The organism is Brevibacterium jeotgali, assembly GCF_900169175.1.
GTDB classification, from domain to species: Bacteria; Actinomycetota; Actinomycetes; order Actinomycetales; family Brevibacteriaceae; genus Brevibacterium; species Brevibacterium jeotgali.
In genome coordinates this window covers 267,896-286,146 of the sequence record NZ_FXZM01000001.1, presented here as the reverse complement: position 1 = coordinate 286,146, position 18,251 = coordinate 267,896, and the positions used below count along the sequence as shown (strand labels likewise).

The following is an 18,251-nucleotide window of genomic DNA, read 5'->3' as shown; positions in this document are numbered from 1 at the left end:
GGCCCGGAGGACTGAGGATGACGAACGGGAGGAACGACCCCCGCATGCAGCGGCCGGCGGGCGAGCAGGGACAGCCTCCGGGCAGCGGGGGAGCCCCCCGACAGCCCTTCGTGCAGCCGCCTCCTGTGCAGCAGGTGAACCAGCAGTACGGCTCGCAGCCGGGTCCGGGTCAGCCAGCTCAGCCGGGTCCAGCTCAGCCGGCTCCGGGTCAGCCGGGTCCAGGTCAGCCGAGTCCGGGTCAGCCGGGTCCAGAGGGCCCCGGGCCCGCCCACCCGGCCCAGCAGCAGCCCGCGGGCTTCCCACGGCAGCCGGCGTACCAGCAGCCTCCGATGCAGCAGCGGCCTCCCGCCCAGCAGCCTCCGATGCAGCAACCGCCTCCCGCCCAGCAGGCGCCCATGCAGGCAGGATTCCAGCAGCGGCCTCCCGTGCAGCAGCCGATGGGCGGCCCGCACGGTTCCGTGATGGCGCCGGGGCACTCACATGCGGGTGCTCACGTGATCCAGCCGCATCCCGGCGCCCCCGCCAATGCGTCGTGGACCACGCAGTTCACAGTGCGATCGAATGATGTGAATCCCCACCGGACGCGGAACATCGTCCTCCTCATCGCCGGCATCCTGCTCACCGGTGCTCTGGGGCTGGCGCTCTTCGTCATCGTCCTCTTCCAGTCGATCGCCTTCAGCGGCGTCGGGTTCGTCATCCTCCTGCTGTCGGCCATCCCGCTCGTTGCGATCATCGGAACGGTGCTCCTGCTCGACCGGTGGAAACCGCAGCCGATCCTCCTCATGGCTTCGTGCGTCCTCTGGGGTGCGGTGGCCTCAGTGGTCATCACCCTCGTGGGGCAGCTGATCTTCGGCGTCGCCGCGTTCGCACTCACCGGGATCGACACCTCGAGCCCGATCCTCAGCGCGGTCGTGCTGGCGCCGGTCTTCGAAGAGTCGGCGAAGACTGTGTTCCTCGTGGTGATCGTCCTCGCCGCCCGGAAGTTCTTCGAGGGGCCCCTCGACGGCTTCATGTACGGATCATTGATCGGCGCGGGCTTCGCCTTCACGGAGAACCTGCTCTACCTCAACAGCGCATACGCGGAGGCCCAGGCCGGCGGCCTCATCATGCTCTTCTTCGTCCGGTGCGTGATGAGCCCGCTGCTCCACTCGAGCTTCACAGCCTTGGCGGGCCTGAGCATCGGCTTCGCCGCGCGCCGTGGCACGTGGTGGATGGCTCTGCTCATGTGGGTTCCGGGCCTGATCGCGGGCATGGTCCTCCACGCAGCCTGGAACGGCGTCGCGAGCCTGCCACTGTCCGGGGTGATGAGCCTGATCGTCATGCTGGCTCTGTCGATCATCATCGGCGTCCTCTGGTGGGCGACGGCCTTCTTCCTCTGGTATCGGGAGACGAAGACCGCCCGCGAGGCGCTCATGCGCTACGCGGGTGCCGGTTGGCTCACCGAGGAGGAGGCCAGGATGCTCGGAACGTGGAACGGGCGTCGTGCCGGCCGTCGGTGGGCCCAGGGCTCGGCACGTACGCACATGAAGGCGATGATCCGTGTCGCCGCGAGCCTCCCGCCCGTCCGCGACCGGGTGGAAGCCGGAGTGGGCGGTGCCGCGGAGAAGGAGTACGAAGTCTTCCTCCTGAATCGATTGGCCGCTGAGCGCCGATCAATGATGAGAGCGATGGGTCTGCTCGCCCCGTGACCGCCTTCGACGTCGCACTGATCGTCTTCGCCGCACTGGCCGGGGCGGCCGGATGGTCGCAGGGACTCGTCGCAGGGGCGAGCACTCTCGTGGGCTTCGTCGTGGGTGCGGTCGTCGGGAGAGTGGCCGGTCCGCCGCTCGCGGAGCTCGCGGTCGATCAGGGCATCGCGTCCGAGGCGGGTGCATCCGGTCTGACGACCCTGCTGCCGCTGATCCTCGGGATCGTCTTCGCCTGCGGCGGAGGGTGGACCGGGGCGACGCTCAAGACCGCGCTGGGGGACGGTCCAGGGCGCGTCGTCGATGCTCTGGGAGGCGCGCTCACGGGGACCGTGGCGTTCTTCCTCATCGTATGGCTGATCGCCGGGTGGGTGCGCACGACGCCTCTGGTCGCAGCGAACGAGGCAATCGCAGAATCGCGCGTGGTCTCCGTCCTCGACCGGATCGCCCCCGTCACGTCCGCCGAGGCGGTGGGTGCCATCTCGCAGACACTTGCCACGAATGGATTCCCCCAGGTGTTCGCGGGGGAGTCGGAGCACATCCAGTCGGTGGGAGAGCCCGACCCGGCCATGATCGATGTGGGGCGCGAGGTGGAGGGCCGGACGGTGCGGGTGACGACGACGGCGTCGCAGTGCCCCGCACTGCAGTCCGGGTCCGGCTGGGTCTTCGACGACGACCTCGTCATGACCAATGCGCACGTGGTGTCGGGGTCGACGGAGCGCATCGTCCAGGTGGGCGGCGCAGGACGGCCGTACACTGCCGAACTCGTCCTGCTGGATGCCGCGCGGGATATCGCCGTCCTGAGGGTCCCGGGACTGGACGCGCAGCCGTTGGAGCTGGGGGACGCCCTCGCCGCCGACGACGACGCGGTGGTCGTCGGGTATCCGGAGAACGGGCCGTACACGATCTCACCGGCGCGAGTGCGCGAGGCAGTGACCGCCCAGGGGCTCGACATCTACGACGAGGACACGGTGGTGCGCGATGTGTACGCACTGCGCGCGGTCGTACGCTCGGGGAACTCGGGAGGCCCGCTGCTCGATGAGGATGGCAGAGCCGTCGGCATGGTCTTCGCGCGATCCGGTGAAGATCCGGAGACCGGGTATGCGCTCACGCTCTCGGAGCTCGAAGAGGCACTCGCCGAGGGCCGCAGTGCTGAGGAGCGCGTGCCGGTGGGAAGCTGCACCACGCAGTGAACCGGCCGCGCTGTGCCGCTTTCGGATCCAGCGCACACCGCCGGTCCGGGGCCCGGGAAGGCAGCCCGGGAACGCAGCTCGGGGAGGCAGCTCGGAAACCAGCCTCGGGGAGGTGTCGGTGGAACGACGTCAGGAGTCTCGCGGGTCTCCCGCGAGTCGTGGCCGACCTCAGAAGTCGTAGGAGACGAAGAGCGCCCGGTGGTCGCTCGTCCCGCGGTCCTGGACCTCATCGCCGATCGGTTCGAGGCCTCGGCTCAGGGAGTGGTCCAACCGGGTGAGGGGGAACCGCGACGGCCAGGTGAAGCCGAATCCGCCTCCGGTGGCCTCCCGCGAGTCGGTGAGGTCGTCTGTGAGGTCGGAGAAGTACCGGTCCGTCGCGGACGCGTTGAAGTCGCCTGCGACGATCACGCGTTCCGCCGGGTCGTTCTGGATGCGGTCGGCCAACGTCGTGAGCGCCGCGTTGCGCAGCGATTCCTGACCGGGCCGCACCGACGGCAGGTGCACGGCGTAGAAGCGGACGTCCCCCTGGTCGGTGCTGATGGTGGTCGCGAACGCGCGGGTCCACGAGAGACCGAGGTCGATCTCCTCAGCCTCACTCATCGGCCAGTCCGACCAGACGCCGACGGAACCCTCCACCTGTGAGTGTGCGAAGTGGGAGTCCATCTGCTCCTGGATGATCTGCCCGGACAGTGACTCGATCTCCTGGACCGTGACGATCTTCGGGTCCTGCTCGATGATGCTGAGTGCGGTCGCGGACGGCTGGGGCAGTCGGGCTCCCACGTTCTGCGTGGCGACCGTGAGGTCAGGGTCGACCGGGTCACTCGACGGTCGGAGGAACGGCCAGAACATCGAAGCCCACACGACGACGGGGATCAGGACGCCGGCGATCGACAGCAGCGAGAGCCGGAAGAGGGCGATGAGGAGCAGGAGTGCGATGAGCACCCATGACCACGGCAGCATGCTGTCGACGATGAGGGCGAGTCCTCGGGTCGTCGGTACGAGACTGTGCATGGCGAGCAGGGCCGCCAGGACGATCCCGCTCGCGAGGATGAGGACCCCTCTGAACGGGGAACGGCGCGGCGAAGTCACCCGGAGATTCTATGTCTCGATTCTGGAGTGATGCTGGACGAACGATCCCTGCCAGCCGTATGGGCGACCAGGGGCCATCGGCCGGTCAGTAGCTGGCGCGCGCCTGCCAGACTGCGACATCCGGATGCTCGTCGTAGCGGTAGCCGGTGCCGCGGATGGTGCGGACGATGGACGAGTATCCGCCCAGGCGGCGGCGCAGCCGACGCACGTGCACGTCGACGGTCCTCGCATCCGGTCGATCCCCACCTTCGGACCAGAGGGCGTCGATGAGGTCCTCGCGGGACAGCGTGCGACCAGTGTTCGCGACGAGGGTGGCGAGCAGGTCGAACTCCTTGTTCGTCACAGTCACGAGCGCGTCGTCGGTGTGGACCTCACGACGGGGGATGTCGATGCGCACGGGAGCGTGCTCATTCGGGTGCGACTTGGACCTGATGGCGGGCTGTGCGGGTGGCGCGGCAGCAGTGAAGGGTGCGGGCGGTGCCGGAGAGACCTGATGCGCAGGGGCCGCAGGGAGGTCCTCACGGCGTGGCGGAGGGCTGAGCCGGGAGGGGATGCGCTGGCGGACGGGGCCGTGCATCCCCGCAGGGCTCCCGGTCGCGGACTGGGACCCGTTGGAGACTGCTCGCACAGCGTCGATGTCGTTGCCCAGACCGTCAGGAGCGAGGGCGATGATGGCCTGCGTCTCTGCTGCGGACGCCAGCTCCGACACATGGTCCTTGAGGGCCTGGGCGATCTCCGTGAGATTCGTGCCCTCTGCCGCGGCCTTCGCTTCGTCCAGGCCGACGTAGAGGACGATGCCGCGTGCCGCGCGCGGACCCGCGGACACTCCTGACGGTCCGTAGGTGCGAGGGGCCGTCTGCGGGTCGATGGGGGTCAAGCGAGCTCCGGTTCGGCGTGCGGCGCGGGCACTGCGCGGGTGGATGGGCGTGGGCTGCGGTGCTGCGGCGCTCATGGCTCTCCTGGAACGACGTGATCTGTGCGGTGGACGCGTGGGCGTCCGCCGAGTGCGCTGTGGAAGATCTCGTTCGCGACCGGCACAGCAGGTGTCAGTGGACGTCGCGAACGCATGGCATCGCCGTGCTGGCGACGGGGCATTGCGAGATCGCTCGATGTGAGGCCACTGACTGCATGATCGCCATTGTTGTCGCCACTCCGTGAAGACGCAAGACTTATGTGACGAAGTGTTACGCACTGTGACTGCATGGGTCATTCCAGTGCCAACCGGTGAATGCAGAAGACGCCCCAGAGGTGGGTCTGGGGCGTCTTCTGCGTGTCACCGGGTGGAGGCGCACCGAGCCTCTGGCGCGGTGTTCTCGCCCGCTGGTCGCAGGCGGGGGTCTCTCAACCGCTGGTCGCGGGCGGGGGTCCTGGTGCGGTGATTCTCAGACGATGCCGTAGAGGCGGTCCCCGGCGTCGCCGAGGCCGGGGACGATGTACCCCTTCTCGTTGAGGCGCTCGTCGAGGGCTGCGGTGTGCACGGTGACCTCCGTGATCCCTCGGTACTTCTCCGCGATGGCCTCGACGCCCTCCGGGGCGCTGACCAGGCAGACTGCCGTGACGCTCGAGACGCCTCGTTCCAGCAGGAAGTCGATCGCCATAGCGAGTGTGCCTCCGGTCGCGAGCATCGGGTCGAGGACGAACACCTGCCGGTCGGTGAGGTCCGCCGGGAGGCGCTCTGCGTATGCGTGGACGTCGAACGTCTCGTCGTCGCGGACCATCCCCAGGAACCCGACCTCCGCGGTCGGCAGCATCTTGAGCATCCCCTCGAGCATGCCCAGGCCGGCGCGCAGGATCGGGACGACCACGGGACGGGGGGCGGACAGTGCCGTGCCGGTCGTCGTGCTCACCGGGGTGGTCACGTCCTTGGGCTCCGTGCGGATGCCGCGGGTCGCCTCGTAGGACAGCAGCATGACGAGTTCGTCGGTGAGGGTGCGGAACCGGGACGAATCGGTCTGCGCGTCCCGCAGGACGGTGAGCTTGTGGGCGATGAGGGGGTGATCTGCGACGTGGAGGTCCATGGGTGCGAATCTACCGGAGGGCGCCCGGTCCGACAGTGACATCCGCGGCGAATCGGTGACAATGGAGGCATGTCGTACTTCACTGCAGTGATGTCCCGGACCGATGACCGCTTCCGCCTGCTCGACCTCGCGGTCGAAGACGTGGCGGACCTCGCGGAGCTCGCCGACCTCATCGACGGCGCCGGCGACGGCTCCGCAGACGGGGACGCGATCGCGGTGATCGAGCATGAGGACGAGTGGTTCGCGTTCGTCCGCGTCGTGGGGGAGGAGACGGCAGTGTTCCTCTCCGACGCGAGGGCCGTGGCACAGAGCCCGTACGCGGAGCTGTTCGTGGACTACCTCGACTCCCAGCCTGACGAGTACGAGCAGGACGACGTCGTCGACCCGGACGAGGAGCTCGAGGAGGACGACGGCGACGAGGCTGAGGACGAGCCGCAGATGCTCGACTTCGAGGCTCCGCCTCTGTGGAGCGGCGATGCCAGCCTGTTCGCGGGGGACGGGCTGCAGGCGGCAGAGCTGCTGGATCAGCTCGAGCGCCACAGCTCCGACCCGGCGCGCATCGTCGCTCACGTGGGCGAGGCCGTGGGGTTCGCGGAGGTCCTGGAGGCGTCGCGCTGACTTCCATGGCCGCATCGGAGGGGGCGGCCGGATCGTCGGCCGCCCCGGTTCCGCGCACGGGTCTGGCGCCGAGGTCCGAGCACGAGGCGTGGATGAGGATGGCGCTCGCGGTCGCCGCCGAGGCGGCCGCCTCATCCGATGTGCCCGTCGGTGCCGTGGTGGTCGACTCGGAGGGGGCGGTGCGCGGGCTGGGGCACAACGTGCGGGAGGCTGTCCACGACCCGACGGGGCACGCCGAGGTCGTCGCGCTGCGCGCCGCGGCCGCGGACCTGGGACGGTGGCGCCTCGACGGGACGGTTCTCGTGGTCACCTTGGAGCCGTGCGTCATGTGCACAGGTGCGGCAGTGGCCGCCCGTGTCGACGGGATCGTGTTCGGCGCCTGGGACGACAAGGCCGGCGCCTGTGGGTCGGTGTGGGATCTGCCGCGCGACCGTGCGTCGCTGCACCGCCCCGACGTCTACGCCGGAATCCTGGCCCACGAATGCGCGGCGCTGCTCACCGACTTCTTCGCCGCGAACCGGGCCGCGGACTGAGATCACCGAGGCGTGCTGCAGCTCACAGAAGACGATTTGGGTGACGAGCCGCCGCGTGTGTACAGTTGTCGGCGGTAGCGTGTCCGAGCGGCCGAAGGTGCGACACTCGAAATGTCGTGTAGGGCAACCCCCTACCGTGGGTTCAAATCCCACCGCTACCGCCATGTGAAACGCCGGGTCTCAGATATTGAGACCCGGCGTTTTCGTATCTGCTCCTGCAGTCGCAGGCTCAGCGCCCGCGTGGACCGTCAGCGGCCCGTCGCTGGCCCGGAGGCTGAGCTGTCGAGGCCCGACGGGGGCTGGTCGACTCTGGCTGGTCGCCTCTGTCAGCGGACGGGGCCTCCGCCTCACCCCTCCACGCGCTCGATCGACCTCCGCAGGCGCGCAACCCCCTCGCCCATCCGATCGACGGTCGTCCGGGAGAAGCTCAGACGGATGTTCGCGTTGGGCCGCGAGTCCGCGAAGAACGGTCCGCCCGGCACGAACGCGACGCCCTCCTCAGCCGCTGCGGCCGCCAGCTGCGTCGAGTCGACGCCCGGGATCTCCAGCCAGGTGAAGAAGCCTCCGCCCGGGTGCGTCCACGAGGCGCGGTCGCCCAGACCCTCTGCGAGTGCGTCCATGAGCCCCGCGCAGCGCGCCGCATAGGCGCTGCGAAGGATCGGCAGGGAGGCCGCGTAGTGGCCCTCTGCGATGTAGGACTCGAGGATCGTCTGCCCCAGGGCCCCCGCGCACTGGTCCGTGTTGGTCTTCGCCTGCGCCATCGCGTCGATGACGGTCGCGGGTCCGCAGGCCCAGCCCATCCGCGTGCCCGGAGTGAAGGTCTTCGAGAACGTGCCCATCTGCACCGTGACGTCCGGCCCCAGTGCGTAGAGCGACTCGATGGACGAACCGTCGAACGCGAGATCGCGGTATGCGACGTCCTCGAGGACGAGCAGGCCCAGCCGCCTGGCGATCTCGATGATCTCGCCCCGCCTCTCGAGCGACAGGCGGAGCCCCGAGGGGTTCTGGAAGTCGGGAATGACGTAGACGACCTTGGGCGGGTGGCCGGCGGCCCGGGCCTGTTCGTACGCCTCCTCGATGCTGGCCGGGATCAGCCCGTCCTCGTCGTTGCGCATCGAGAAGCACGCGCCGTCGTGTGAGCGGAACACGCTGAAGGCTCCCAGGTACGACGGCGCTTCGACGAGCACTGCGTCCCCGTGGTCGAGCATCGACTTCGACACGAGTGTGATCGCGTCGACGCCCCCGGACGTGACGATCAGGCCATCCGCGGCGGGCGTGACGCCCTGCGTGCGGGCGACCTCCCCGCGCAGCACCTCGCGCAGCGAGGCGATGCCGTAGTTGGGTGCGTACTGGAGCGCGACCCCGGGCTTCGACGCGATGGCCTTCGACGCGGTCTCGCCCAGCAGTGCCGTGTCGTAGAGGGAGGGATCCGGGAAGCCGCCGGAGAAGTCGACGAGGTCCCCGCCGGCGGAGGCCAGCGCCAGGATGGCGGACAGGTCACTGGGTCCGCCCTGCGCGCGGGCGGCGAGCCGGGGGAACCACTCATCGTGTGTGATCTCAGTCATGCCCGCATCCTAGAGCTCCCGGCGCGCCGCGCCATCGGACCGTCCGCGTGCCGGTCACGTCCCCGCCGGCGAGCCCTCTGCCGTCGAGGATCCCCACGGCATGACGTCGGCGGTCAGGAACCCGCGGGCGAACCGCAGGAGGCCGGAGAACGCCTCGATCTGCGCTGTGGGGTGGGAGAGGAAGAGGTCGTGCATCGCGCCGGGGATGCGGTTGAGGGCGACGGTCCGTCCCAGGTGGATGGATCGACGGGCGATCGCGTCGACGTCGAGGACGATGTCCGTCGCCTCCATCTCCGGGTCGTATCCGATCTTCCGCAGACTCCTCGACGACGTCTGGACGAGGATGGGCGCGTCGACCTCCAGTCCGTCCTCCACAGCGGCGTGCCCCGCGAAGATCGCGCGGATCCAGCCGGCGTAGACGGGGAAGGAGTCGGTGGGCTTGAGCCGGGCGTCGTAGGGCAGGCGGCCGTGCGTCGCGGACGTCGCAACGGCGGAGTAGTTCGGCATGCGGAGACGCAGCGGGGTGGTGGCGGACCGTCCCCGTCCCAGGAACGGCTGGAGGATCTTGCGGATGGCGGTCGAGTACTGGAACTCGAGCCACGGCGAATTGAGCGTGATCCCGCTCAGGCGTCCGGGGTTGCGGTCCGCCCACAGCACGGCGATCAGGCCCCCGGTGGAGTGGCCTGACACGATGATCCGCCGCCCAGGAGAGGTCTCCTCGATGACTGCGAGCGCGGCTTCGAGATCTGCGTCGTACTCCCCGAGGTCCGTGATGTACCCGGGTCGCTGCACGTGGTCGTCGTCTTCCGAGCGGGGTGCGTGCGCCTTCTCCACGCGGTCGGGATCGAGGTTCCGGCCGTAGCCGCGCAGGTCCAGCGCGTAGAAGTCGGCGCCCATGTGCGACCAGAACCGGGCGAGGTGTGCGTGGTAGAAGTAGTCCGACCATCCGTGGAGGTAGAGGACTGCGACGTCGTCCAGGAGGTCGCGCGGCATCGAGTCCTCCAGCGTCGACCAGGTGTCCCGGTCGATCGCTGAGAGGGGTGTTCCGGCCGCAGGGTCGTAGGCGATGAGCGTGGCCTGCTCGTCCTCCGGCAGCGGCAGGCGGAGGCAGCGGAAGCCCCCGTCCAGCACGTCGGGCCGCCACTCGTGCGCGCCGCCGCCGTGTCCGATCGGAGGGCGGCCGGTGTCTGGTGCGGTGGGCTCGGCGTCCATACCTCCCAGTATCGGGCATGCACCGGCGGGCCCCGGTCCCTGCGTCAGTGCGAGGTGGCAGAATCTATGCATGACGAACTTCCGCGTGCGCCGTTCCCTGGCCGACACTCCCGCCTATATCCCGGGTCGTCCTCCCGCCGCGGTGGAGGGGATGACCAGCTACAAGCTGTCGTCGAACGAGAACCACCTCGCGCCGCTGCCGGCGGTCGTCGACGCGATCACCGGGGTGTCGGACACCCCTGCCCTGTATCCGGATCCGGCGGGGACAGACCTGACTGCCGCGCTGGCCCGGTTCCACGATGTGGCGACGGATCAGGTGGTGCTGTCGGCGGGTTCTTCGGAGAGCCTCGCCGCGCTCGTCGGGATCACCCTGGAGCCCGGCGCGCAGGTGGTGTACCCGTGGCCGTCCTTCGAGATGTACCCGCAGCTCACCAGCTTCGCGGGCGCCGACCGCATCGCCGTGCCGCTCGACGCGGACGGCCGACACGACCTGCCGGGGATGGCGGAGGCGATCACCGATCACACACGACTGGTCCTCCTCTGCTCGCCCAACAACCCCACCGGCACGGTGCTCGGGGACACGGAGTTCGACACCTTCATGTCGCAGGTGCCCGAAGACCTCATCGTCGTGCTCGACGAGGCGTATGTGGAGTTCGCGGACGGCAGCGAGGCCGCAGCGCGCATCCGCACACCGGAGGGCAACCTCGATGCCCCCGTCGACGCGGAGCAGGCGCTCGCCACGTACTCGAACCTGGTGGTGCTGAGGACGTTCTCGAAGGCGCACGGACTGGCCGGTCTGCGGGTCGGCTACTCCCTGGCGCACCCCGCGATCATCCACGAGATGCGCAAGTCGATCGCCCCGTTCAGCGTGGGCGCGGCCGGTCAGGCGGCGGGTCTCGTGTCCCTCGCAGTGCGCGACGAGGTGCTCGTGCGGGCGAAGGAGGTCGGTGCCGCGCGTGACGACCTCGCCGCCCGGCTGCGGGAGATGGGCATCGCCGTTCCTCCCAGCGGTGGGAACTTCGTGTGGCTGCCGCTGGGCCAGCACGACTCCGCGGCGTTCTCCGAGGCCTGCATGGCCCGCGGCCTGGCCGTGCGCAATCTGGGCGCAGGCGTCCGGATCACAGTCGGTCCGCGAGAGGCGATGGAGCGGCTCGTGGACGTTGCCGAGGAGTTCATGAGAGGGCGCGACGCATGACGGCCGCGCACACCGGCGGCAGCGATTCGGGAGCCGTCGACGCGGCACCGGCACTCCTCACCGAGCCCGCCGCGCTCGGGCTGACCGCGCCCGAGGTCCCGGTCGACCTTGCACCGCTCGTCGAGGCTCTCAGCCCGGGTGCCGTGGTCGACGACCCGGACGTCGTCGCCGCGCATTCGAGGGATCGCGCAGTGTTCGCGCCGATCGGTGCGCCTCGGGCCCTCGTCCGCGCACGCAGCACCGCGGACGTGCAGACCACCCTCCGCTTCGCACACGAGCACCGAGTACCCGTCATCCCGCAGGGAGCGCTCACAGGGCTGTCCGGCGGGGCGAACGGGGTGGACGGCGCCCTTCTGCTGAATGTCGCGGGAATGGACCGCATCCTCGACGTCGATGCCGTCGAACAGACCGCGACGGTGGAGCCCGGTGTCCTCAACCGGACCCTCAAGGACGCACTCGTCGAGCACGGACTGTCCTATCCGCCTGATCCGGGGTCGGTCGACATCTCCACTCTGGGCGGCAACGTCGCGACGAACGCCGGCGGACTGTGCTGCGTGAAGTACGGCGTCACGAAGGACTACGTCCGCAGACTGACAGTCGTCCTGGCCGACGGCTCGATCACGACGGTGGGGCGGCCCACGGCCAAGGGCGTTGCGGGGCTGGACCTCGCGAGCCTCTTCGTCGGATCGGAGGGGACGCTGGGCGTCGTCGTCGAGATCGTCGTCGAACTGATCCCCGCGATCCCCGACCCCATCACGGGGGTGGCGCTCTTCGACGACATCCGCGACGCCGCTCGCACGATCACGGAGTTCATGTCGTCCGGAGCGACGCCGTCGCTGCTGGAGATCCTCGACGGACAGTCGATCGAGTGCATCAACGACTACGGCGACTTCGGTCTGCCGGAGGGCGCGGCGGCGATGCTGCTGGTCCAGGCGAACGGCGACGGATCGCTCGAACGGGCGGCCGCCGATCTCGCGGTGTTCGAGCGGATCGCGGAGTCCCAGGGCGCGACGGAGGTGACGATCTCCGACGACCCCGCCGACTCGGAGATGTTCATCGCTGCGCGCAGGTCCGTGGGACACGCGCTGGAGAAGTACGCGATGGCGAACGGCGGGGGCGAGCTCGTCGACGACGTGTGCCTGCCGCGCGCAGCACTCGCAGAGTTCTTCACGCGGATGCGGAGCATCGCGGACGAGCACGACGTGCTCATCGCCGTCGCCGGGCACGCCGGTGACGGGAACATGCACCCGAACGTGCTCTTCGACGCGCAGGACCAGCCCTCCGTCGCCCGTGCCCACGCGGCATTCGACGCGATCATGGCGACGGGGCTGGCGCTCGGCGGGACGATCACGGGCGAGCACGGTGTGGGAGTGCTGAAGAACAGGTGGCTCGCACGGGAACTCGACCCGGTCGCACAGCGGCTCCACGTCGCCGTCAAGAGGGAATTCGATCCGCGGGGCATCCTGAGCCCCGGCAAGATGCTGGGAGAGCTGGCTGGATGACTGAGACGACGACTGCGGCCGCGGACTCTGCTGCGGACCGATCGGAGTTCGGCTTCGATGTGGGGACGACCATGTCGGAAGGCGGCCGGACGGGGACGATCCGCACCCCGCACGGGACCATTGCGACACCCGCGTTCATCCCCGTCGGCACGAAGGCGACCGTCAAAGCGGTGAAGCCGGAGGACGTCGATGCGCTGGGCGCGGACGCGGTCCTGGCGAACGCCTACCACCTGTTCCTGCAGCCGGGCGCGGACATCGTCGATGAGGCGGGCGGCCTGGGTGCGTTCATGAATTGGCCCGGTCCCACCTTCACCGACTCCGGCGGCTTCCAGGTGATGAGCCTCGGCGTGGGGTCGAAGAAGGTGCTCACCACGGAGTTCGCCGGCAAGGACCGCTCCGACCTGCAGACCGTCGACAAGGAGCGCCGCATGGCGAACGTCGACGAGGACGGAGTCACGTTCCGTTCGCACCTCAACGGCGACATCCACCGGTTCACCCCGGAGGTGTCGATGCAGGTCCAGCACCAGCTGGGGGCGGACATCATCTTCGCGTTCGACGAACTCACGATGCTCACGAACACGCGGGCCTACCAGGAGGAGTCGCTTGAGCGGACCCGCCGCTGGGCGGAGCGCTGCGTGACAGAGCACTTCCGGCTCACCCAGGAGCGCTCGCACCGTCCTTACCAGGCGCTCTTCGGTGTGCTGCAGGGAGCTCAGTACGAGGACCTGCGGCGGAGGGCCGCCCGCGACCTCGGGGCGATGGACGTCGACGGGTTCGGGATCGGCGGTGCACTGGAGAAGGAGAACCTGGGCACCATCGTCGGCTGGGTGTGCGAAGAGCTGCCCGAGGAGAAGCCGCGGCACCTGCTGGGCATCGGCGAACCGGATGACCTGTTCGCAGCGATCCGCCGCGGCGCGGACACGTTCGACTGCGTCTCCCCTTCGCGGGTCGCCCGGAACGCCGCCGTGTATTCGCGGGACGGCCGCTACAACATCTCCGGAGCCCGCCACAAGAGGGACTGGCGGCCGATCGACCCCGAGTGCACGTGCTACACGTGCACGAACCATTCGCGGGCGTATCTGCACCACCTGTGGAAGGCGAAGGAGATGCTGTTCTCGACCCTCTGCACGATCCACAACGAGTACTTCATCGTGCAGCTCGTCGCAGAGATCAGAGGGGCGATCGAGGACGGCCGGTATGACGAGCTCGAGGCGGACGTGATGGGACGCTACTACGCGAAGAGATGACCTCTGCTCGACGTGGGCTCCTGCGCGTGTGGTGACTCCTGCCGCGAAGGTGATCCGCTGCAGCCCTCGCCGCAGGAGACCGCCACCTGGTTGAATGGCGACATGAGCGATGAACTCTTCGAGCACGAGACCGAGTCCACGATGACCCGCGAGCAGGCGGCCGCAAAGCTGCGAGAGCTCGCGGACTCCCTGGAGCGGCAGAACGACGTGCGGGTCGTCCAGTCCGGCCGTGACGTGACGGTCCGGGTCGCAGACACCGTCGAGTATGAGCTGGAGATCGAGGTGGAGCCCGGCGGCACGTCCGAGATCGAGGTCTCCATCAGCTGGTCGTGACGGTGGAGGACGGTGCTGGCGGCGCGCCGACGAACGGGGGCGGCCCGGCGAACGACGACGGCCGCACTGTCGGTGAGGGCGAGGACGGCAGCGCGGCGACGATCGACGTCCTGTCGCTGGCCGCGCCGCCCGATCCCGAGCACCCACGAGGACGCCCCGCAGTGAAGCGCCTCATGGTGGGCGACGGTGCGAACCTCATCGCCTTCACCTTCGCGCCGGGGCAGTCGTTCCCGGACCATTCCGTCGCGCATCCGATCACCGTGCAGTGCCTCTCGGGGGAGCTCACGTTCGGGTGCGGGGACGAGACGATCCGGCTCACCCCCTGCGCCGTCGTGCACTGCCGGGAGCGAGTGCTGCACAGAGTCGACTGCCCCGACGACGCGCCGGATACGAACGTCCTCCTGCTGACGATGCTCACCGGCGAGCGCCACTGAGGCGCGCCTAGTCCGCCGATTGGCCGGTGGGGTGTTCGCATCGCCGGTGCAGTGCGCGGTGTCCCGAGCACGCCCCCGGCGAATCGGCACGCTGCTGGGCACGCAGGAAGGCCCACCTACTCCGCTCCGCCGGGCGCGTAGGTCGTCTCACGCTTCTTGACAGCCCGGATCACGCGGTACGTCACCGGCATGAAGAGCACCTCGACGGCGACCTTGTAGACGAAGCCGACGATGACGTAGTTGACGAAGTCCCACCCGGGGATGACACCGGCGAATGCGACGACGCAGAAGATGAGCGTATCCGCGAACTCTCCCACCCCCGTGGAGGTCAGCAGCCGCACCCACAGGTGCTTCTCTCCCATGCGCTGCTTGACCTTGACGAGGATGTACGCGTTGAGCAGCTGTCCGACGAGGTAGCCGCACAGAGAGGCGAGCACGATGCGCGGGTAGAAGCCCAGGACAGCCTCGAACGCGGACTGGTTCTCGTACCCGGGGCCCGGAGGTGCGATCTGGACCGCGAAGAAGACGAGGACCGCCAGGGCCTGCATCGCGAAGCCCATGAGGACTGCCCGCTTCGCGGCCCGGAAGCCGTAGACCTCGCTGATGACGTCGCCGAGTATGTAGGCGAGCGGGAAGAGGAAGGCTCCGCCGTCCGCCACGAACGGGCCGATCTCGATGACCTTCGTGGCAGAGATGTTGGAGATGAGGAAGACGCAGCACATGAGCGCGAGGATGTACGCGTAGAAGCGGCCTCGCGTGCTCGCGAACGCGGTGAGGCCGGCCGTGTGGTCGTGGAGCGAGTGCTTCTCTGTGTTCTCCGCCGGACCGGACTGCGGGAGTGTGGCGCCTGCGCTGCTCACTCCCGTGTCCCGGTCCGGCTGCCCAGATGCGGGCACGTCCGCGCCCCAGGGGGCGTCATCGCTGTTCGACATCGATCTCCTGTCCACTCGTCAGGTCGACGAGTTCCGAATAGGTGAGTGGCACCATCGCTTCGATGGTGCCGCCGCCGGCCCACAGCTTCTCGTGCATCCGCAGGTCGCGGTCGACGAAGGTGCGCAGGGGTGCGGGATGCCCTGCGGGAGCGACGCCGCCGACTGCCTGGCCGGTGGCGGCGAGCACCTGTTCGGGCTTCGCGCGCTTGAGCCGACGGGCGCCGATCGTCGCCGCGGTGAACTCCGTGTCGACGCGGTGCGCACCGGAGGTCATGATGAGGACGGGCTCGTCCTGGACCGGGGCGTCCGGTTCGGACGCGGAGGCGGGATCAGCCGCCGCGTCTGCTCGGGCGTCGGCCCTCCCGTCGTCTGCAGCGGTTCCCTCGGCCGACGAGGCGTCTTCCTCCACCTCGAACTCTGCGATGAAGACGAGCGAGTTCGCGATGGCGCCGAGGTCGACCCCGTGGTGCTCCGCGGCAGCCGCTGCGGTGGGGAGGGGCTCCGGATGTGTGACGACCTTCGTGTCGATGCCGGCCACGCGCAGATCACGTTCGAGCTTCGCGTGAGTCGGGTGCGCGGGCCCGGCAGGGCGCAGCGGAGCCAGGCCGCGGCGACGCAGCAGCGGTTCGACGGTGACGTCGTCGCCCAGGAACCTCCGCAGCGCGCTCAGCGGGTCGACGGAGAACCCGGGGGACAGGACCTCCGACCGGTAGCGCGCACCGAGCTCCGGGTCGAGCCCGCCGTGGTCCTCGAACATCTCGGACACCGCCGCAGCGTACTGCTCCGACCAGAGGTAGGAGTAGTAGCCGGCCGCATAGCCGCCCGTGAAGGTGTGGGCGAAGTACGTCGACCGGTACCGAGGCGGCACGACGGGATCGAAGCCCGCGGCGTAGAGGACTTCTGATTCGAAGGTGAGGACGTCCTCGATCGACTCGCCGTCCTCGAGTGCGTGCCACCCCAGGTCGAGCATCGCCGCGGCGAGGTATTCGAGCGTGGCGAGGCCCTGGCCGAATCCCTGGGAATCGAGAAGCGTCTCCACGAGGCTCTGCGGAATCCGCTCGTCCGTCTCCCAGTGGAGTGCGTACGCGGGCAGGACCTGCGGGTGGAGTGCCCACATCTCGAACTGCTGCGAGGGGAACTCGACGTAGTCCCGCGGCACCGAGGTGCCGGCCTGCGACGGGTGCACGGAGTCGGCGAAGAGCCCGTGGAGCACGTGGCCGAACTCGTGGAACAGCGTGATCGTCTCGTCGACGGTCAGCAGGGCCGGACGGCCCGGTGGAGGCTTCGGCACGTTGAGGCTGAGCGTGGTGACGGGGTGCAGTCCGGTCAGCCGCGAGCCGGTGACGAGCTCGTCCATCCAGGCTCCGCCCTCCTTGCCGGCGCGGGCATACGGATCGACGAGGACGAATCCCAGGTGGCGGGTCCCGTCGAGCGCTTCATACACACGGACGTCCTCGTGCCATCCCGACAGGTCCGGTCGCGACGTGAAGGCGAGCCCGAAGAGGGTCCCCGCCGTCGCGAAGACGCCGTCGATGAGCACCCTCTCGAACTCGAAGTAGGTCGACGCCTGCGCGGAGTCCAGTTCGAACGCCTCTGCGCGGTAGCGCTCCCACAGATGGGTGAGGTCCGCGCGCTCCAGCGGCTGTGACTCGTCCAGTCCGAAGTATTCGCGCACCCGTCGCGATTCGCGGGCGAACTGCTTGAGCGCCGGATCGATGAGAGATCGCAGCAGCCCGCCCGCGGACTCGACGTCCGGGGCGACCTGGTCGTCGACGGAGAACTGGGCGTAGCTGTGGAATCCCAGGTGCGATGACAGTGCGGCGCGCAGAGCAGTGAGGTCGGTGATCATGTCACGCGTGTCACCGGGGCCGCCTGACGACCCTCGTCCCATCGACAGGTCGAGCAGACGGGCACGGGTCGCAGGATCCGTCAGCTCCGCCAATGCGTCCTGCTGCGTGGTGTTCGTGAGCGGAAGGCGGAGGCCCTCGACGCCGTGACTCCGGGCGTCGTCACGGGCGGCTCGGATCGCGTCCTCGCTCAGACCCGCCAGTGCGGACTCGTCCTCGACGACGAGAGCGCGCGACGCGGCCTCGCGGAGCAGGGTCTGGCCGAACTCCGTCTCGATCCGATCGATCTCCGTCGCGATGGCGGACACCCGCTGTCGGTCCTCTGCCGGGAGGCGCACCCCTGCGCGGACGAAGTCGTTGACCATGAGCTCGTGGAGCCGGCGGTCCTCCGGGATGAGATCCGAGGTGGGCACTGCCTGCAGGCGGTCGAACAGTTCGGTGTCGAGTTCGACGCCCAGGCGCAGGGAGGTGAGCTGGCTCCACACGCCGGCCGCGGCCTCGGCGACGGCGTCGGTCTGGACGTTCGATTCGTACACCCGCACCAGCGCGCTCAGCGCGTCCGCAGGCTGCATCGCCCGCTCCAGTGCCAGGGTGACCGTCTGGAATTCGGCTTCCTCCGACGAAGCCAGGATTCCCGCCACCGCGTCCTGCGCGTAGCCCACCGCCAGCGTCGCCGCCTCCGTGAGGTGGGCGGGGGTGATGCCCGCGAAGTCGGGCAGCGCGAGGTCAGGGGTGCTGCTCACGAACTCCCACGCCGGGTTCGGCGTGGAGGGGACTGTCGGGGGCTGGGTCACTGGTTCTCCTGTGTCGACGACGACTGCACCCACCCCGCCATCCGTCAGTGCGGA

General features: G+C 69.2%; 16 protein-coding genes and 1 tRNA gene. 10 read left to right on the top strand and 7 right to left on the bottom strand.

Translation table 11 applies throughout. The features are described 5' to 3' along the window. Window positions 1-362: 362 nt before the first annotated feature. Both BJEO58_RS01360 and BJEO58_RS01355 read left to right on the top strand, forming a co-directional pair. Complete coding sequence (locus BJEO58_RS01360; RefSeq protein WP_144573796.1) at window positions 363-1,688, top strand: PrsW family intramembrane metalloprotease; 1,326 nt, start codon at window positions 363-365, stop codon at window positions 1,686-1,688. After that, on the top strand, window positions 1,685-2,878 hold the full coding sequence (locus tag BJEO58_RS01355) for a MarP family serine protease (protein WP_101587038.1): 1,194 nt from the start codon (window positions 1,685-1,687) through the stop codon (window positions 2,876-2,878). Before BJEO58_RS01360 ends, BJEO58_RS01355 begins: the two co-directional genes overlap by 4 nt. 168 nt (window positions 2,879-3,046) lie before the next feature. On the opposite strand, the gene BJEO58_RS01350 is transcribed toward BJEO58_RS01355, so the two are convergent. The 3 genes from BJEO58_RS01350 to upp all read right to left on the bottom strand — a co-directional run bounded on the left by BJEO58_RS01350 (window position 3,047) and on the right by upp (window position 5,985). Next, the gene (locus BJEO58_RS01350) at window positions 3,047-3,967 is read right to left on the bottom strand and encodes an endonuclease/exonuclease/phosphatase family protein (protein ID WP_101587037.1); all 921 of its coding nucleotides are present in this window, start codon (window positions 3,965-3,967) and stop codon (window positions 3,047-3,049) included. A gap of 85 nt (window positions 3,968-4,052) precedes the next feature. Further along, window positions 4,053-4,919: a winged helix-turn-helix domain-containing protein gene (locus tag BJEO58_RS01345; protein WP_180951780.1), complete on the bottom strand. Its 867-nt coding sequence runs from the start codon at window positions 4,917-4,919 to the stop codon at window positions 4,053-4,055. Between the two features lie 430 nt (window positions 4,920-5,349). Next, window positions 5,350-5,985, bottom strand: a complete 636-nt coding sequence (gene upp, locus BJEO58_RS01340) for a uracil phosphoribosyltransferase (protein WP_101587034.1) — start codon at window positions 5,983-5,985, stop codon at window positions 5,350-5,352. A gap of 69 nt (window positions 5,986-6,054) precedes the next feature. On the opposite strand from upp, the gene BJEO58_RS01335 reads away from it, so the two are divergent. From BJEO58_RS01335 to BJEO58_RS01325, 3 genes are all read left to right on the top strand, one after another. Then, on the top strand, window positions 6,055-6,603 hold the full coding sequence (locus BJEO58_RS01335; RefSeq protein ID WP_101587031.1) for a tRNA adenosine deaminase-associated protein: 549 nt from the start codon (window positions 6,055-6,057) through the stop codon (window positions 6,601-6,603). Between the two features lie 5 nt (window positions 6,604-6,608). Then, window positions 6,609-7,136: a tRNA adenosine(34) deaminase TadA gene (gene tadA, locus BJEO58_RS01330; protein WP_257904188.1), complete on the top strand. Its 528-nt coding sequence runs from the start codon at window positions 6,609-6,611 to the stop codon at window positions 7,134-7,136. A gap of 73 nt (window positions 7,137-7,209) precedes the next feature. Next, window positions 7,210-7,300: transfer RNA gene (locus tag BJEO58_RS01325), tRNA-Ser, on the top strand. Between the two features lie 183 nt (window positions 7,301-7,483). Here BJEO58_RS01325 and BJEO58_RS01320 read toward each other — a convergent pair. After that, entirely contained in the window at window positions 7,484-8,701 is a 1,218-nt protein-coding gene (locus BJEO58_RS01320) for an aminotransferase-like domain-containing protein (RefSeq protein WP_101587028.1), read from the bottom strand. 54 nt (window positions 8,702-8,755) lie between these two features. Continuing rightward, window positions 8,756-9,913: an alpha/beta hydrolase gene (locus BJEO58_RS01315; protein ID WP_101587027.1), complete on the bottom strand. Its 1,158-nt coding sequence runs from the start codon at window positions 9,911-9,913 to the stop codon at window positions 8,756-8,758. A 70-nt stretch (window positions 9,914-9,983) separates the two neighbouring features. Here BJEO58_RS01315 and BJEO58_RS01310 point away from each other — a divergent pair, with 70 nt between their 5' ends. The 5 genes from BJEO58_RS01310 (at window position 9,984) to BJEO58_RS01290 (ending at window position 14,624) form a co-directional block, all read left to right on the top strand. Next, entirely contained in the window at window positions 9,984-11,108 is a 1,125-nt protein-coding gene (locus BJEO58_RS01310; RefSeq protein WP_101587025.1) for a histidinol-phosphate transaminase, read from the top strand. Then, window positions 11,105-12,610, top strand: coding sequence for an FAD-binding oxidoreductase (locus BJEO58_RS01305; protein WP_101587023.1), 1,506 nt, complete (start codon window positions 11,105-11,107; stop codon window positions 12,608-12,610). Before BJEO58_RS01310 ends, BJEO58_RS01305 begins: the two co-directional genes overlap by 4 nt. Next, window positions 12,607-13,857, top strand: a complete 1,251-nt coding sequence (gene tgt / locus BJEO58_RS01300) for a tRNA guanosine(34) transglycosylase Tgt (protein ID WP_101587021.1) — start codon at window positions 12,607-12,609, stop codon at window positions 13,855-13,857. Before BJEO58_RS01305 ends, tgt begins: the two co-directional genes overlap by 4 nt. Window positions 13,858-13,959: 102 nt before the next feature. Then, window positions 13,960-14,190 (top strand): amphi-Trp domain-containing protein, encoded by a 231-nt coding sequence (locus BJEO58_RS01295; RefSeq protein ID WP_101587020.1) that lies wholly within the window; start codon window positions 13,960-13,962, stop codon window positions 14,188-14,190. After that, window positions 14,187-14,624, top strand: a complete 438-nt coding sequence (locus tag BJEO58_RS01290; RefSeq protein ID WP_246075927.1) for a cupin domain-containing protein — start codon at window positions 14,187-14,189, stop codon at window positions 14,622-14,624. Before BJEO58_RS01295 ends, BJEO58_RS01290 begins: the two co-directional genes overlap by 4 nt. A gap of 116 nt (window positions 14,625-14,740) precedes the next feature. Here the strand turns inward: BJEO58_RS01290 and BJEO58_RS01285 are convergent, their stop codons facing one another. Together BJEO58_RS01285 and BJEO58_RS01280 are read right to left on the bottom strand one after the other, a co-directional pair. Then, window positions 14,741-15,556 carry a queuosine precursor transporter gene (locus BJEO58_RS01285; RefSeq protein WP_246075928.1) on the bottom strand — a complete coding sequence of 272 codons (816 nt, stop codon included), beginning with the start codon at window positions 15,554-15,556 and terminating at the stop codon, window positions 14,741-14,743. Next, window positions 15,540-18,197: a M3 family metallopeptidase gene (locus tag BJEO58_RS01280; protein ID WP_246075929.1), complete on the bottom strand. Its 2,658-nt coding sequence runs from the start codon at window positions 18,195-18,197 to the stop codon at window positions 15,540-15,542. The genes BJEO58_RS01285 and BJEO58_RS01280 overlap by 17 nt, the downstream gene beginning before the upstream one ends. Between the last annotated feature and the right edge of the window lie 54 nt (window positions 18,198-18,251).